Genomic DNA, 14,974 nt, shown 5'->3' on the forward strand with positions numbered 1-14,974 from the left:
GCGTGAGCAGCTCGCGGGCGAGCTCGGTCAGTGAAACCTTGGTCATGACCGCGGCGCGCGACGGTCCCGCCGGGCTTCCAGCTCCTCCGGGCTGACCGGGACCAACATCGGCTGCCCGGGCGCGCAGAACATCGTCACCACGAACGCCGACTCCTCGTCGGCGAGGTGGTTGCCGTCCTGGTAGTGGATCACGTCCCCACCGGGCTCCCAGAACGCCTCACCGGCCCGGACGACCCGCACGGGCTCGCCTTCGAGCTCGAAGTTGATGGCGCCCTTGACCACGTACCCGTACGCGGGCCCGGAGTGCCGGTGCGGCGGCGCACCCGGGCTGTTCGGCGGCAACGTGACCAGGATCGTCATCGCCTCGGCGCCCTCCGGCGCGGGCGGGGCCCCCGGCACGGTGGCGACCATGTCGAGCTTCGGCGGCGGCCCGCTCTTGTCGGGGTTGTCGAGGTGGTGGGCGTGAGCGTGGTCGGTGCTCATCAGGGTTCCTTTCAAGGGGCGGTGGCTGGCTCGGTCCGGCCGTGCACCAGCTCAGACAAGGCAGCGCCCCGATGTGTGACAACACTCTGACCCGTCAGAGGGCCAAAGCGGCCATGAAGGCCATGCTGGCCGCCATCCCGGCCGAGCACACATCCTGGGGGAGCATCGTTCGATCCGTGCTCCGCCCTGGCAGGAGGCGGATGAGCCGGGCGCAGGTCCAGGCCAGCCCGATGGCCAGGGCCACCGTGGCCGGCGAACCGCCTCCGTGCGGGTGCCCGTACGTAGCGCCGGCGAGCGGGGGCGGGCCGAACGCCGTCAGCACCAGGAGGATGGACATGACCACGAAGTCCTGGATGTGGTGACCGGTCTCGGCGCGGCGGGAGGGGGAGCCGCAGAGCCAGCCGGCGGTCAGCAGCGCGAGCACCGCGGCGGACAGGAACCAGCCGCCCAGGTGCCCGGCCGCCATGCCGAGCGCCATGACGACGTGCGGCCACCTCCTGGTGGGCCGCGCGGAGGGCAGCAGGGCCGGGGCCAGGGCCAGGGCGCAGCCGGCCGATATCCCCACCGCGTGGAGGAAGGCCTGCATCAGGCGGTCTCGACTTTCACCGGGCAGGTACTCCTCGTTTCCGAACTGGCCGAGATCGTAGTCGTCGGCGGGTTGCCGGGCGAGGCCGGCACCAGGGTGGTCACAGCTCTGACAGGACAGCTCGGCAAGCTGTGACACTGCCCGATATTCCGGACAACCAACTTCTGGCGGATTTCAGCATTTTGCTGCTGTGGCTGAAATGCGGCTTCTGTACTGAGGGTTGGCCCAATAATTGCCCATTTGGCTATTAACATGAGTCGATGTCTGATCCCCGACGCCCGCTGGACCGGCTGCGCAAGGCCTTCAACCGCCACGATCTGAACAGCCTCGCGGACACCTTCAGCCGCGGTGCGGTCCTCGTCGCGCCGGACGGCGTGGGCCAGGACAGGGACGAGATCGCCTCCTACTACGGCGCGTTCATCGAGGCGTTCCCGGACTCGAGATGCACTGTCCAGTCGCTCACGATCCTGGGCGACACCCTGGTGGCGGAGTACACCCTGAGCGGCACGCACAAGGGCGCCTACCTGATGCCCGGAGGGGGCGTGGCCGAGCCGACCGGCCGCCCCATCCTCGTGCGCGCGTGCAGCGTCTCGACCGTGGAGGACGATCTCATCGTCAGCCACCGCATCTACTACGACCAACTGGAGCTGGGCGCCCAGATCGGCGGCGCGCTCTGCTTCGGGGAGGACGAGAGCCCGTGACGCCGGTATGGTTCCCCCGCCGGTGAAGGCGTTGGCGGAGCAGCCGGACGCCTGATCGCCACCCCCGCTCGATCGCCGGCGTGACTCAGCCGCTGAGGAACGCGGCGAGGAGGGGGATCACCCGTGCCGGATCGTCTTCGTGCACATTGTGCCCGGCATCCGGAATCACCTTCACCTCCGCGCCAGGGATGCGTTCCGCGTACTCGCGGGCGTAGGAGGCGGGCAGCCACTGGTCATCCCCTCCCCAGACGATGAGCGTCCTGGCGGTGATCCGGCTCAAGCCCGCGTCGATGGGGGCGTAATCCTGGCTGCGGACGAGCTCGACGAAGGCTTCTCGCTGTTCGGACCTGGACATCCATGCCCAGTTCTCGTCGACCACCTCCGCGGTGACCCGTTCCTGGTGAGTGAACGCCGAGCGCAGGCTGGTCTCGAAATCCGCGCGGCGCATCAGCTTCACCACGGCCTCACCCACTACCGGCACGCCGAACACGGCCGTCTGCGAAGCCGGCTCCTTGTCCAGGCCGGGCGAGTCCAGGAGCACGAGCCTGTCGACCCGGTCGGGGTGGCGCTCGGCGAAGGAGAGGGTCCACGCACCACCCCACGAGTGTCCGACCAGCGACGCCTTCGTCAAGCCCACCTCATCCAGGAAGGCCCTGATCGCGTCCGCCATGGCGGGGATGGTGTAGGTGAAGTTCTCCGCCGCCCGGGTATAGCCCTGGCTCGGCAGGTCGACAGCGTAGACCGTGTGGTTCTCGGCCAGGGCGGGGATGGTGTCCCGGTAGGAGTACTGCCACTGGGCGCCTCCCGCGATCAGTACCACCGGCGCGCCTTGTCCGGTTTTGGTGTAGTGGAAGCGAGCCACGGGAGTGTCGGCGTACAGGGAGTGAATGCGGCTCAGGTACGGCGAGCGGTAACCCTGTACGGCAGGCGGCTGCCACATATACGCGATGAACAGGGCCGCGGCCACCAGCAGCGCGACCAGGCCCGCCAGCCATCGCGGCCAGCGCCGCCGGCGGGCGGGCTGCTCGGCCGAAGCCGGCGGTGTCTCATCGAGTCTGGACATGATCTTCCTCATTGTCTGCGAGGTCTTCACACAGACCGGACGGATGAGTTTCGCCCGGCGTGACAAGTGCGACCCGTGACATGGCTCACGTACGATCGGCGGGTAGCCACGGCCAGGGCGACCACGACAGCGCGCAAGTCGACGGTCTGATCCGCGACAGACTCGACCACGACGCGTTCGTGCGAGCCGGGCGCGTAGGCCGGAAACGGCCGTCGTCGCAGCCCGGGGCAGCATGATGCGGATCTGACCCTCGGTGTCGGGGTCCTCGAGGAGCCGTGTTCATGTTGCGTTCTCCGTGCCAGAGTCTGGCTGAGGGAGCAGGGTCTCCGCGGCTGCCCATGCTCGGGCGAGCCCGAACTCCGCCAGGCCGCGGATCAGATCACGAAAGGTCTCCTCGGTGGCCCCGTCCGCCTGCGCCAAGGCGGCGTGCAGCCGCATCGACCGGCCCAGCGTCTGGTAGAAGACGTCCACGGTCAGGCAGGCGATCGCCCGTTCGCGGAGGCTGAGGTGCGGACGGGCCCAGCGCTGGGCGAGCTGGTCCTCGGTGAAGGCGGCCAGCCCCGGGTCCAAGTCCTCGAGATCATGTACGGCGCGGGCCAGCGCTCCGGTCAGCGGCACAGGCTTGACCGGGTCGGTGTCCTGTGCCGGGGGCAGTCCGAGTTCGGTCAGGCGCTGGAAGGCCGGGACGAGGATGGGGTAGCCCACGTACGGGGCCAGGTGGCGGTAGAGCTCCCGGATGGATTCGGGGTCGACCCCGTTGGTCAGGGCCATCTGGACGTGCATGGCCAGAGGCAGGTCCAGGTGGGGGTGGCACAGGTCGGCGGTCAGGCAGACGAAGGCCTTCTCGCGCATCGTCAGGTGGGTCAGGCCCCACAGGTTGTGACCCGCGCCGACGGCTAGCTGGGCGAAGACGGGGTCGAGCGCGATGAGGGCGTCGGCTCCGGCGAGCTGGGTCATGGGGTGCTCCGTTCAGGACAGGCCCAGCGCGCGCAGCCGCAGGGCATCGAGGGTGTATTGGGGGACGATCCGGCCGAGCGTGCTCATCAGCCGGGATTTCTTGCCGACCGGGTAGCGGGAGCGGGGCTTGCGTGCGGTCAGGGCGTGCAGGACGGCGCGGGCGACCACATCCGGGCTGGAGCCAGAGCGTTCCTCCTTCAGCCCGGCGGTGGTCATGGTCCGGTAGGCGGTGCCGTACAGCCGCCTGCCTTCGGCGCCGAGGGAGGCCAGCCGGGGTTCGACCTCGTCTTGGAGCTTGTCGACGGCGTCGGTGTGGATGGAGCCGGGTTCGATGAGGACCGCGGCCACGCCGTACGGCTTGACCTCCATGCGCAGCGCGTCGTTCAGCGAGCGGATGGCGTGCTTGGAGGAGCAGAGCGGGCCACCGAAGGGCAGGGTGATCCAGCTGCCCACCGAGCCGACGGTGACGACCCGGCCCTTCGACGCGCGCAGCTTCGGCAGCATGGCCTGGATGACGGCCACCTGGCCGAACACGTTGACCTCGTACTGCCGGCGCAGCGCGTCCAGCGGGACGAACTCCAGGGGGCCGGTGACGCCGATGCCGGCGTTGTTGACCAGGGCGTCGAGGTGACCGATGCGCTCGGCGGCCTCGGCGATCTGGCCGGCGTTCGTGACGTCGAGATGGATGGGGATGACGGCCGGGCCCAGTGCTTCGCCGTCGGCCTCCTTGCGAACGCCGGCATAGACGGTGAAGCCCTCGCGGGCCAGCAGCAGTGCGCTGGCGCGCCCAATTCCGGTGGAAGCGCCGGTCACCAGGACGCTTTTCGACATGTGTGTGTCCTTCCGGGTCAGTAGTAGGTGCGCATCAGCTCGGTCGCCCACTCCGGTTGCACCGTCGGGCCTTGCGGGCCGAATTCGGCCATATAGGGCTTGATGTCCAGGATCGGGGTGCCGTCGATGGCGTCCAGGCCGCGCACGTGGAGGTCGAGACCGTCGACGGCGAGCAGGCGGCAGCGGGAGACGCCCAGCAGGTTCGGGCGATTCTTGCCGCGCTGGGCGAAGATCCCGACTTTGGGCCAGTCCGGGTTGCCCCGGGGGTGACGGGCAGAGGTGCTGACCGAGGACGGATCCACAAGGTGGAACTGGAACACCACCTCCAGGTGCGAGAAGGCGTCCAGCCCGGCGAGGGATTCCGGTCCGAAACGAGTCCCGTCGAGGCGGATCAGCGCCTGTTCGGTGTCCCAGTCGTCGTCGAACGCCTCGGCGCGCCCGCCGACGACCGTTCCGACAGGCTCCACCACAATGGTCCGCACAGCATTCCTCCCATGGTCAGATGGCTGATCACGACCGTACGGCCCGCCAGGTTCCGGCCGAATCAGTCATGGTGGCTGAAGTCTTGCGAGGCCCCCACCGGCTGGTTAGGTAAGGGGCTGACCGAGGGGCCCGCTACCTGACCAGCGACCGAGCCTGCTGCTCCTCGGTCTTGAGCTGGCGGTTCTCCTTGACGAGGAAGTAGATCAGCAGTCCGCTCATGATGAAGTGGCCGCCGGCGGTGTACAGGCCGGGGAAGTAGCCACCCTTGAGGATCGGGAAGACGAAGTGGGCGATGCCGTTGAGCAGGCCCGCACCCAGGGCGTACCACCACAGGAAGAAGTTGGCCACGCGGATCCGGTAGAGCGCGCCCGCGCCGGCGAAGAAGTAGAGCGCGCCGAAACCGAAGACGAAGACGAGCAGGAACTCCTTCTCCGGCCAGTCCCGTGGCGAGTCGAACAGCTCGACGATCTCGTGCGGGAAGCCGCCGGTGTACTCCTCGGCCATGTGGATGAGCTGGAAGCCCACAGCGCACAGGTAGACGGCGATCACCCTCCTGGACTTCACCGGGCGGGTGTAGCTGAAGGCGATCCACCCGCTCCAGCCCAGCACGCTGGCCACCACGAGGATGACGGCACCCTGTATGGGGAGGGTCAGCAGTGCCCAGGCGCAGAAGCCGGCGGCCAGGATCGCCATCACGGTTGCCGAGTAGGGTTCGGGTCGTTTGGTCATGGCCGGAACCCTAGGAAGATGGCGCTTTCGGTCGCCTCTGTCAGGTGACTGATCGGGGCACGGTGCGCATCAGTCACCTGATAGAGGCGATACACAAGAGCCGCTGCCCAGCGTCTCCGTCATGAAGTCGATCATTGGCGGTGGGGTGGCCAGAGGCATGATCCGCGTCTTCGCCGTCGCGTCCTGCTGGCCGGTGTGCTGGTGGTGGGCGCCGTGCTCACCGGCCGCCTGTCCAGGCCCGTCGTGGGCGCCGCGAGATATGCGGCTGTCTGCCTGCTTGTGGCGGGCGTGCTGCTCGCCGTCACTTCGCGCTGGTTCGGCGGCCGCGTGGAGGCGGCGGGCACGCGGTACGCGGTCAGCGTGCTCCCGGTTCGTCATGGACGGCGTAGGGGAACTGTCGATCAGCCTGTCCGGGGATCAGGGCGATGAGGTGATCACCGTCAGCATGCTGGTGTGATGGGCAGGAGCACCAGTCAGTTGACGGAAGCGGCGAACAGGTGCCCTGGCTAGCGTCAGCTGCATGAAGCTGATCAATGACCACATGGCCGTCAAGGCCCGCCTGTTACCGACGACCGGCGATGGTTTCCTCATGCTGGCCGGCGAGGTCGGCGCCTGGCGGGGCCACTTCGCGTCCCCTCCCAGACAACTGCCCGCCCATCTCAAGGCCCTGGCCGCGAGCATCGAGGCGCGCGAGACGAACGTGTTCCGCGCTGTCCTGCGAACGCCCGGCGAGGGCGACGAGCTGTTGGCCGCCCGGGGAATCCGGCCGGCGCGTTACGACGTCGTCGTGCTGATCCGCACCGAGTCCGTGGAAGCCGCGCTGGCGTTGCGGGAGAATGTCGCCTACAAGGAGCTCGCCGACACGATGGGCGCCGCGGCCCGCCGTACCCACGAGATCGTCGCGAGCAACGCCGGGCAGCTCGGCGAGGTGGACCACGGCCAGGACCACTGTTTCCTGTTCAACTACTTCTATGCCGACGACCGCGAGACCCTGCTGCAGGTGTGGGAGTACACCGCCGGGTGGTTCCAGGCCAGGACCGCGCTGCCCAACTCCGCGCTGATGCAGCCACTGGCGGGCGAACCCGCCGACTACGGGCTCATCAACCACGCGAGCTGGCCGAACTGGCGGACCTTCCTGCCCAGCCTGATCTTCCGGCCGACCTTCCGCAGCTTCGTGCTGGCCAACTTCAAGGCCAACGGCGTCGCCGCCCAGCCGATCATCTATCGCCGAGTCTGAGCCGCGCCAGCTCGGCGCGCGAGGAGACACCCAGCTTCGGGAAGGCCTTGTACAGATGGGAGGCGACCGTGCGCGGGCTCAGGAAGAGTTGCGCGCCGATCTCGCGGTTGGAGGCGCCGGTGACGGCCAGCCGTACCACCTGGAGCTCCTGAGGCGTCAGCACGTCCAGCGGATCTCCGGCACGAGAGCGATCCGGCTGGGAGAGCCCGGTGGCGCGCAGTTCGGCAGCGGCGCGGGCAGACCATGGGGCAGCGCCGAGCCGGTCGAAGGCCTCCATGGCGGCCTGGAGGTGAGTACGTGCCTCGGCACGGCGCTTGTTGCGACGCAGCCACTCCCCGTAGACCAGGCGAGTGCGTGCCTCGTCGAAGGGCTGCTCACCTTCGGCGTGCAGGGCCAGCGCCCGCTCATACAGTCCCACGGCCTGGCTGTCCGGGGCCAGCAACGCACGGACCCGATGCAGTACGGCAAGCGGCCTGGCCCGACCTGTGGCCTCAGTCCATTCCGTGTAGAGTCTCAGCGGCTCCTGAGCGCGCTGCGGATCCCCCACCCGGACGGCGGCCTCGATGTAGTCCGGCCAGGAATACCGCCAGAGGAAGGCATGGCTGGTGGGACCCGACATGGCCCGGTCCACCCGGTCGAGCATCGCCTCGTAGCGGCCCAGCCCGAAGTCCAGCGCCACGAGAGCGTACTCGGCCCAGCAGGATCCCGGCATCCACCTGCGGTGGTCGGCGTCCCGGACAGCCTGCGCGGCCATCGCCACACATTCCTCCTCCGCGCCGGCGACCGCGGACAACCAGGCGTGCACGCCCGCCAGGTAGCTGCCCCACTGCGGCTGGCCGACGTCGGCGGCCAGGGCCAGGCCCGCGACCGCCGCGGACCGCGCGGGCCGGTGGTGTCCGAGGAGGAGCTGCGCGATGGTGAAGACCGTCATGACGTGGGGCATGCGTCCCAGGCGTCCCTCCGCCCGGCACTCCTCGACGAGCCGGGCCGAGCCATCCAGCATGCCGTCGAGGTCGGCCCGGACCATGCTCTGGTAGGCGATGATGAAGCGCACCTCGAACGGTATACGCTCGGCCTGGTCCGGCATCCGATAGGTGAGCGTGGTCACGGCGTCACCCTCCAGGATCAGGCGGAAGGCGTGGTTGAACGTGCGCACCACAGCGGCCAGCCCCTCACCCTCCGGGCACAGTTCCTCGGAACGGCGGGCCAGCGCGAGCTGGTCGGGGTGGGCGGCACTGGCCCAGGTGTAGAAGCCGGCCAGGCTGAGCAGCGACAGCCTGACGGTCAGGTCGCCGGCCGCCTGGGCTCCCTCGTGCAGCAGGCGGACGCCCTGCAGCGGCCGGCCCGCCTCGATCTCCAGCTTCGCGCGTACGTAGGCGAGCTCTGCCAGGACGGTGCCTGCCGGCGTCGTCGTCCCGATCTGGTGGCGCGCCCTGTCCACCAGTTCACCCGCGCGCTGCCACAGGCCTGCCTCGGCCGCTGCCCCGGCTGCGGCCGTCCACCGGCGTACGGCATGGCCGGGGTCGGCAGACAGCTCGGCCGCCCGCGCGTAGGCCGCCGACACCGCGGTCTGTCCGCCGCGCTGCCGCGCACGCAGCGCCAGGCTCTCCAGCTTCCCGGCCACCTCCTCGTCGGGCTGCAGGGTGACGGCGGCCAGGTGCCAGGCTCGCCGGTCGTCGTCAACGGTCTCGGCCAGCGCCCGGTGCGCGGCCATCCTGGCGGCGATGTCGCAGGCCAGCAGCACCGCGGTACGCACCAGCGGGTGGTGGAAGGCCACGCCCCCTAAGCCCACCCGCACCAGGCCGGCTCGCTCGGCTGCGGCGAAGTCGGCCAGTGAGGCTCCGAGCAGGCCGACGGCGCGTTCGAGCACGTGCAGCTCGTCGTGGTGATCGAGGGCCGCCACCAGCAAGCAGGAGCGGGTGGCGTCGGGCAGCGCCGCGATCCGATCGCGGAATCCGGTCAGCACCCTGTCCGTGACCGGCTGCGCCGTACCGAGGGAGAAGGACAGCGGGACGAGGGCGCCCCTGCGCTGCTCGGCGGTGAGCATGCGGGGCAGCTCGACCAGCGCCAGCGGGTTACCGCCGGCCTCGGCGACAAGCTGGTCGCGCACGGCGGGCGGCAGGTCCGCCGCCTGCGCGGCGAGAAGTTTCCGGGCGGGCTCGGTGTCCAGCCCGCCCAGTCGCAGCTCGGGCAGCCCCCTCGCGGGGAACTCGCTCTCCCGCGCCGCGAACAGGACGGCGACGGGCTCGGCATGCAGGCGGCGTGCGGCGAACAGCAGCGCGTCGGCCGACTCGCCGTCCAGCCACTGTGCGTCGTCGACCAGGCACACCACCGGGCCCGCCGCCGACAGCTCCACCAGCAGGCTGAGCGTCGCGAGACCGACCAGGAAGCGGTCTCCCCGGGTGTCGCCGCCGAGACCGAGCGCGCCGCGCAACGCCTCCGCCTGCTGCGGCGGCAGCGCCTCGATGTGATCGACGACCGGGCGCAGCAGCAGGTGCAAGGCGGCGAACGGCAGATCCGCCTCGGACTCGACGCCGGTCACCCGCAGCTCCCGCGCCTGCGCGCTCGCCGCGCAGGACTCCAGGAGAGCCGACTTGCCGATGCCCGCCTCACCACGAACCACCAGAGCGCCACACCGGCCCTCCAGCAACCCGCCGATGACGGCCTGCTCTGCCTGACGCCCGTACAACATGGCACTCCAAGAAACGGTTGTCCGTATTGTGACGCATGGGAACGTATCGTCCGCCGTGGACACGCGCAGCGAGGCGGGCGTGCGCCCTCGCGGACGGCTGATGTCAACTCGCGGGAAGGTGGCGTCGAAGGAAGGCGATCTGGTCTGTGAGCACGTGTTCCCTGGTCTCGGGGTCGTTGTAGAAGCTGAAATGAGTGCCAGGGTAGATCCGCAGCTCACCGCGCGGCGCGCGATCGGCGAGTGCTCGTGTCGTTTCTCGCGGCGTCTCTCGGTCATCGTCGGCGATGCAGACGAGTAGCGGCATGCTCAGCCGCTCGGCCGCATCGCCTGGCCGGTAGCGCGCCATGTCGAGGAAAGCCCTGGGAGCCACGCTGTTGCGCCAGAGGGTGGTGCCGTGCTCGCCGGTGAGGGTCCTGATGTGCTGGTCCGCTTCCGCGGTGGCGGTGACGGCGAGCTCGCCCGGCTTTCCCACCATGGGGATGTAGTAGGGCGCCAGGCCGAGCTTGCCGCGTACGGCGTCCCAGAGGATGGCGGCCTCGAGGCGGAGGGTCTGCCCCGCGGAGCGGCCCTCGACCCTTTTGGGGAATCCGTTGAACGGAATCTGCGCAACCACGGCGACGATCGCGGGATCGTCGGCTGCCACGGACACGGCGTGGCCTCCACCGAGTGAATTGCCCCAGATCATCACCTGACCGGGGTCGACGTGCTCGTGGCCGCGGGCGAAGGCGACAGCGGCGCGTAAGTCGTCCTGCTGGCCCTCGATGTCGACCAGCTGCCGCGGCTCCCCGTCGCTCTCGCCGAAATTGCGATAGTCGAACACCAAGGCCGCGATCCCCTCAGTGGCGAACCGCTCCGCGTACGGGAACAGGCGGTCCATCGTCCCGCTGAACCCGTGGCAGAGCACCACGCATGGCATTCGGCCTGGACGGCCGGCGGACAGGTAGAGATAGCCTGCGCAGCGGGCGCCTGCCGAAGTGAAGGACACCTTGACTCGTTCGAACATCCCGGTCACCTCCAAGCTCAAACTGACCTTCGGTAAGTAGCGTAGCCGATGCCCTGACCAAAGGTAAGTTCCAGAGGAGTGTTATGAGCGCTACCGACTCCGCCGAGGCGACCCCCCAGCGGATCCTCGCGGCCGCTCGCGCGCTGTTCGCCGCCGGCGGCTACCGTGCCACGTCCATGCAGGCCGTCGCGGATCGGGTGGGTATCACCAAGGCCGCGCTCTACTACCACTTCGCCTCGAAGGACGAGATGCTGCACCGCCTCACCCTGCCCCTGCTGGACGAGCTCGAAGGAGCGCTCGCCGAGGCGGAGTCGGGCGGCGACCCGGAGACCGTGCGCTGGCGGGCGATCGAGGGCTACGTCGACGTCCACCTACGCCACCGGGAGACGCTCACCATGCTGGTCAAGGACATGACGCTGCTGGTTCAAGCGCCGGTGGCGGATCGGTTCCGCGCTGCGATCGCGCTGGCGAACGACCTGGTCGCCGGCCCGGAGCGCAGCCTCGAGCATCGCGTGCGCGCCTCGCAGGTGGTCGCGGGCCTGGCCGACCCTGTCGTGTTCTTCCGCGACGTGCCCGCCGACCGGCTCAAGCGGCTCATCCTCGACGGAGCCAGGGCCCTCCTCGGATCCGGGGCACTCCCGCCCCCCACCCGCGGGCGAGCGCGCGGGCGGAGCGGCGGCCGCCCCGCGGCCCTCACCGAGGAGCAAGCGGCCCATGCCCGGCGCATGTACGCGTCAGGGCATGGCGTCGAGGAGATCGCCCATGGCTTCGGCGTCTCCCGCGCGACGATCTATCGCTGTCTCAAAAACAATATTTAGAGATTTTGATTTCGAAACAAGCGGGATCTGCGGCGCCGAGAAGGCGGGCGTTTCTTGCCCGCCTTCCAGCGGCGGGTCATCGACGAGGTCCTGGCCGACCGCAAGAGCGCCGGCCGGCGGCCGAGGGTCAACCGGCCAGGGGCGCGACGGCGCGCATGCGCTCGAAGTTGGCGACGTACTGCCGGTAGATCGCCTTGTCGTTGAGCCTCAGCAGCGTCTCGTCATTGCGGCGCAGCGACGTCTCGATGTAGTTGTGGCTGCCCGTGATCACCCGGCGGGCGTCGCGGTCACCGCCGTACGAGCCCTCGATCAGCAGGTACTTGGAGTGCACGCGGCCGGGCAGCGCCCCGCCGTCGCCCAGGGTGCGCAGCTCGACGCGCGGCTCGGCCAGCAGGAGCCGCTTGACCTCGTCGCTCATGATGCCGTACACGATCCGGACGGTGCAGCCGCGGGCGGCCAGGTCGCGGAGCTTTGTCGGGACGGCGATGCGGTAGGTGTCCCATTCGGACATGCCGACCCGGATCGTGGTGCCGCCCTGGCAGGACACCTTGCCGAGTTCGTCGACGATGGGGTCGCCGTCCGCCTTGGGGAAGAAGGCCGCCCGCACCGACCCGCCGGAGCCGCCGGTCTGGACGACGCGGTAGTAGTCGAGGTCCTTGCGCTCGGCGGCCAGGTCGCCGAAGTAGCCGGCGTAGGCGTCGTACAGGCGCCGGTTCCCGGGGAGGACGACCGCGTTGTTCCAGTACGTGGAGGAGTTGAGGTCGGTCAGGTTGGCCGACGACTGGACCACCACGTCGGAGGCGTCGCCGGTGCGGGAGAACAGGTAGAACTTGTTGTGCTGCCCCTTGTTGCCGATGCACGCGGCGGTGCCGCCCGAGGGCGGCCCGCTGCAGACGTGCGTCCAGGAGCCGGCTGCCGTGTCGGTGCCCAGCGCGGCGGAGAGCTTGGCGGCCACGGCCGCGCCGCGCGTGTCCCCGTCCAGGATGACCTGCACGTCCACGTCCCGCTGGTGCGCCTTGACGAGCTCGTCGGCGAACTCGGTGCCCGCGGCGCCCGACATGACGAAATGGGCGACCTGGACGCGGGCTCCGGCGGGGGTCTGCCGGACGAGGCCGCAGAGCGTACGCACGAGGGCGGCCGGATCCCCGCCCGCGGGGTCGTTGAACACGGCGGTCGTTGTGACGTGCGCCGGAACGGGGGCGTCAGCGCAGGCGGAGGCCGCGGCCGAGGCCGGGACTGCGCCCGTCAACGTCGCAGCGGCCACGACTGCGGCCACGGCCGGCACTGACAGGGACTTGCCAAGCATGGATCACTCCTTCAGGGCGCGGCCACCACCGGCCGCGGGTGTCGCCGGTGCTCCGGGGAAGTGGCGCGCGACCGGATGACCCGGGTCCCGGCCGATGAGCGCCGGCTCCTCGTCGCGGCATCGATCCTGGGCCCTGCGGGGAAAGGGCGGCCTGAAGGCGGGATCAACGGTGAGGGAACATCTCCTGACAGGACGATCTCGTCGCTCAGGCGGTGGCGAGCTCCTTGGTGACGCGTTCGAGCATGAAGGCGGAGGACTCGCGGGCGCGTTCCTCCCAGGCGAACACGCAGACCGTGGCGACGCCGTCGAACGTCATCTCCCGCGGCGTGCCGAAGAAGACGTCCCAGTCGACCTCGCCCTGGCCGATGTCGAGGTGCTGGTGGATGCGGGCGGGTGTGCCGGGCGGGTTGAGGATGTAGCGCAGGCCGGAGGAGCCCTTGTGGTTGAAGGAGTCGGCCCCTGTCCGGCGGCGAGCGCCAGTGCGTCGCCATCGCCCGTGCCGTCCACTTCGGCGCCAAGGTCCTCATCCTGGACGAACCCACCGCCGCGCGCTCGGGGTCAAGCAGGCCGGCGTCGTGCTGCGCCACATCATCCAGGCCAGGGAACGCGGGCTCGGCGTCATCTTCATCAGCCACAACCCGCACCACGCCTACCCGGTCGGTGACCGGTTCCTGCTGCTCACCCGCGGCCGCGGCCCGTCGGGTCCCAGTGGATGATGTTCGGGTGACAATTCAGGCAAACGGCAGCCGGCGGATGCCCGCCGGGCTCATCGCGCTGACCCTCGGCAGTTTCGGGATCGGTCTGACCGAGTTCGTGATCGCGGGCCTGCTTCCGCAGGTGAGCCTGAGCCTGGCCGTGTCCGAAGCCGCGGCGGGATGGTTGATCTCCGGATACGCGCTGAGCGTCGCGGTCGGCGCGATCGTGGTGACCGCCGCCACCGGCGGACTGTCCCGCAAGTCGGTCCTCATCGGGCTGGTGGCGCTGTTCGTCGCCGGCAACCTCCTCTCCGCCGTCGCATCCGGCTATCCGCTCATGCTGCTCGGACGCGTCGTCGCCGCCCTGTGCCACGGCTCGTTCTTCGGCATCGGCTCGCTCGTCGCCCGGCGGATGGTCGCACCGGAGCGGGCGTCGAGGGCGGTGGCGGTGATGTTCGCCGGGCTGACGCTCGCGAACGTCCTGGGCGTGCCGTTCGGCGCCCTGGTGGGCGAACGCTGGGGCTGGCGCGCCACGTTCTGGGCGATCACCGTGATCGGCGTGATCGCCCTGATCGCCATCGCGGCGCTGGTGCCGGGCTGGGCCGGCGCGGTGGACCGTGCACATCCCGCGACGGCTTCCGGCCTGAACGGGCTGCGCGTCCAGCTACGCGCGTTCCGCTCCTGGCAGGTCTGGCTGACGCTGGCGGCCACCGCGCTCGGCTACGGCGGGATGTTCGGCGCGTTCAGCTACATCGCCTACACCTTCACCCGGATCACCGGCTTCACCAGCGCCGACGTCGCCTGGCTGCTCGTCGTGTACGGCAGCGGCCTGGTGATCGGCAACCTGGCCGGCGGGCGGGCCGCCGACGTCAACCGGGACCGCACGCTGATCGTCTCCCTGGCCGGCCTCACCGTCACGCTCACCGCGTTCGGCCTGCTGGCCGGCAGCCCCGTCGCATCGGTGGTCCTGGTCTTCCTGCTGGGCTTCTTCGGGTTCGCCGGCGTCCCCGGCATGATCACCCGCGTCACCGACTACGCGAACGGCGTCCCGCTCGCCGCCAGCGCCAACGTCTCGGCCTCCAACGTCGGGAACGCGCTGGGGGCCTGGCTCGGCGGCCTGGCCATCAGCGCCGGCCTCGGCTACACCGCCCCGCTGCACGTCGGCGCCGCCATCGTCCTGGCCGGACTCGTCGTGATGACGATCAGCGCGCGACGAGCGCCGGCCCACGCTTCGGACATCGGCGACACCGCTCTCTCCCCGGACACGACGCGCACGACCTGACCCAGGCAGTCGCGCGAGCCGAAGACGAGGCCGGCCGCGCGGTGGCCGCCATCCTCCGGCCGGCTCACCGACGCCGCCTTCTTGGGGGTCGTCGTGGACAACCGCCTC

General features: G+C 70.0%; 15 protein-coding genes and 2 pseudogenes. 6 read left to right on the forward strand and 11 right to left on the reverse strand.

All coding sequences use genetic code 11. The features are described 5' to 3' along the window. Positions 1-42: 42 nt before the first annotated feature. Together ACIBI9_RS58030 and ACIBI9_RS58035 are read right to left on the reverse strand one after the other, a co-directional pair. Positions 43-483, reverse strand: coding sequence for a cupin domain-containing protein (locus tag ACIBI9_RS58030; RefSeq protein WP_397236069.1), 441 nt, complete (start codon positions 481-483; stop codon positions 43-45). Positions 484-577: 94 nt separating this feature from the next. Beyond that, the gene (locus ACIBI9_RS58035) at positions 578-1,048 is read right to left on the reverse strand and encodes a hypothetical protein (RefSeq protein ID WP_397236071.1); all 471 of its coding nucleotides are present in this window, start codon (positions 1,046-1,048) and stop codon (positions 578-580) included. Between the two features lie 3 nt (positions 1,049-1,051). Between ACIBI9_RS58035 and ACIBI9_RS58040 the strand changes: the two genes are divergently transcribed. Next, the gene (locus tag ACIBI9_RS58040; protein WP_397236073.1) at positions 1,052-1,204 is read left to right on the forward strand and encodes a hypothetical protein; all 153 of its coding nucleotides are present in this window, start codon (positions 1,052-1,054) and stop codon (positions 1,202-1,204) included. Between the two features lie 125 nt (positions 1,205-1,329). Continuing rightward, on the forward strand, positions 1,330-1,770 hold the full coding sequence (locus ACIBI9_RS58045) for an ester cyclase (protein WP_397236075.1): 441 nt from the start codon (positions 1,330-1,332) through the stop codon (positions 1,768-1,770). Positions 1,771-1,855: 85 nt separating this feature from the next. On the opposite strand, the gene ACIBI9_RS58050 is transcribed toward ACIBI9_RS58045, so the two are convergent. From ACIBI9_RS58050 to ACIBI9_RS58070, 5 genes are all read right to left on the reverse strand, one after another. Next, on the reverse strand, positions 1,856-2,833 hold the full coding sequence (locus tag ACIBI9_RS58050) for an alpha/beta fold hydrolase (RefSeq protein WP_397236078.1): 978 nt from the start codon (positions 2,831-2,833) through the stop codon (positions 1,856-1,858). Positions 2,834-3,112: 279 nt separating this feature from the next. Further along, positions 3,113-3,790: a carboxymuconolactone decarboxylase family protein gene (locus tag ACIBI9_RS58055; protein ID WP_397236080.1), complete on the reverse strand. Its 678-nt coding sequence runs from the start codon at positions 3,788-3,790 to the stop codon at positions 3,113-3,115. A 12-nt stretch (positions 3,791-3,802) separates the two neighbouring features. After that, a complete protein-coding gene (locus ACIBI9_RS58060) occupies positions 3,803-4,621 on the reverse strand; it encodes an SDR family oxidoreductase (RefSeq protein WP_397236083.1) in 819 nt (272 codons plus the stop codon). Between the two features lie 17 nt (positions 4,622-4,638). Then, positions 4,639-5,103 carry an SAM-dependent methyltransferase gene (locus tag ACIBI9_RS58065; protein WP_397236085.1) on the reverse strand — a complete coding sequence of 155 codons (465 nt, stop codon included), beginning with the start codon at positions 5,101-5,103 and terminating at the stop codon, positions 4,639-4,641. A 133-nt stretch (positions 5,104-5,236) separates the two neighbouring features. Next, a complete protein-coding gene (locus tag ACIBI9_RS58070) occupies positions 5,237-5,833 on the reverse strand; it encodes an HXXEE domain-containing protein (protein WP_397236088.1) in 597 nt (198 codons plus the stop codon). 520 nt (positions 5,834-6,353) lie between these two features. Here ACIBI9_RS58070 and ACIBI9_RS58075 point away from each other — a divergent pair. Then, positions 6,354-7,070 carry a hypothetical protein gene (locus tag ACIBI9_RS58075; protein WP_397236090.1) on the forward strand — a complete coding sequence of 239 codons (717 nt, stop codon included), beginning with the start codon at positions 6,354-6,356 and terminating at the stop codon, positions 7,068-7,070. On the opposite strand, the gene ACIBI9_RS58080 is transcribed toward ACIBI9_RS58075, so the two are convergent. Beyond that, complete coding sequence (locus ACIBI9_RS58080; protein WP_397236092.1) at positions 7,051-9,762, reverse strand: LuxR C-terminal-related transcriptional regulator; 2,712 nt, start codon at positions 9,760-9,762, stop codon at positions 7,051-7,053. The two genes, ACIBI9_RS58075 and ACIBI9_RS58080, sit on opposite strands and share 20 nt — an antisense overlap. Before the next feature lie 103 nt (positions 9,763-9,865). Then, entirely contained in the window at positions 9,866-10,765 is a 900-nt protein-coding gene (locus tag ACIBI9_RS58085; RefSeq protein WP_397236094.1) for an alpha/beta hydrolase, read from the reverse strand. Positions 10,766-10,848: 83 nt separating this feature from the next. On the opposite strand from ACIBI9_RS58085, the gene ACIBI9_RS58090 reads away from it, so the two are divergent. Continuing rightward, positions 10,849-11,583 carry a TetR family transcriptional regulator gene (locus tag ACIBI9_RS58090; RefSeq protein WP_397236096.1) on the forward strand — a complete coding sequence of 245 codons (735 nt, stop codon included), beginning with the start codon at positions 10,849-10,851 and terminating at the stop codon, positions 11,581-11,583. A 127-nt stretch (positions 11,584-11,710) separates the two neighbouring features. Here the strand turns inward: ACIBI9_RS58090 and ACIBI9_RS58095 are convergent, their stop codons facing one another. Both ACIBI9_RS58095 and ACIBI9_RS58100 read right to left on the reverse strand, forming a co-directional pair. Continuing rightward, positions 11,711-12,889 (reverse strand): phosphatidylserine/phosphatidylglycerophosphate/cardiolipin synthase family protein, encoded by a 1,179-nt coding sequence (locus ACIBI9_RS58095; RefSeq protein WP_397236098.1) that lies wholly within the window; start codon positions 12,887-12,889, stop codon positions 11,711-11,713. 205 nt (positions 12,890-13,094) lie between these two features. Further along, positions 13,095-13,334, reverse strand: a pseudogene (locus tag ACIBI9_RS58100) (sugar phosphate isomerase/epimerase); the annotation flags it as partial. A gap of 14 nt (positions 13,335-13,348) precedes the next feature. Here ACIBI9_RS58100 and ACIBI9_RS58105 point away from each other — a divergent pair. Both ACIBI9_RS58105 and ACIBI9_RS58110 read left to right on the forward strand, forming a co-directional pair. Beyond that, positions 13,349-13,578: pseudogene (locus ACIBI9_RS58105) on the forward strand (ATP-binding cassette domain-containing protein); the annotation flags it as partial. Between the two features lie 34 nt (positions 13,579-13,612). Next, positions 13,613-14,866 (forward strand): MFS transporter, encoded by a 1,254-nt coding sequence (locus ACIBI9_RS58110; RefSeq protein ID WP_397236100.1) that lies wholly within the window; start codon positions 13,613-13,615, stop codon positions 14,864-14,866. Positions 14,867-14,974: the final 108 nt, after the last annotated feature.

It is taken from the genome of Nonomuraea sp. NPDC050451 (genome assembly GCF_044458585.1).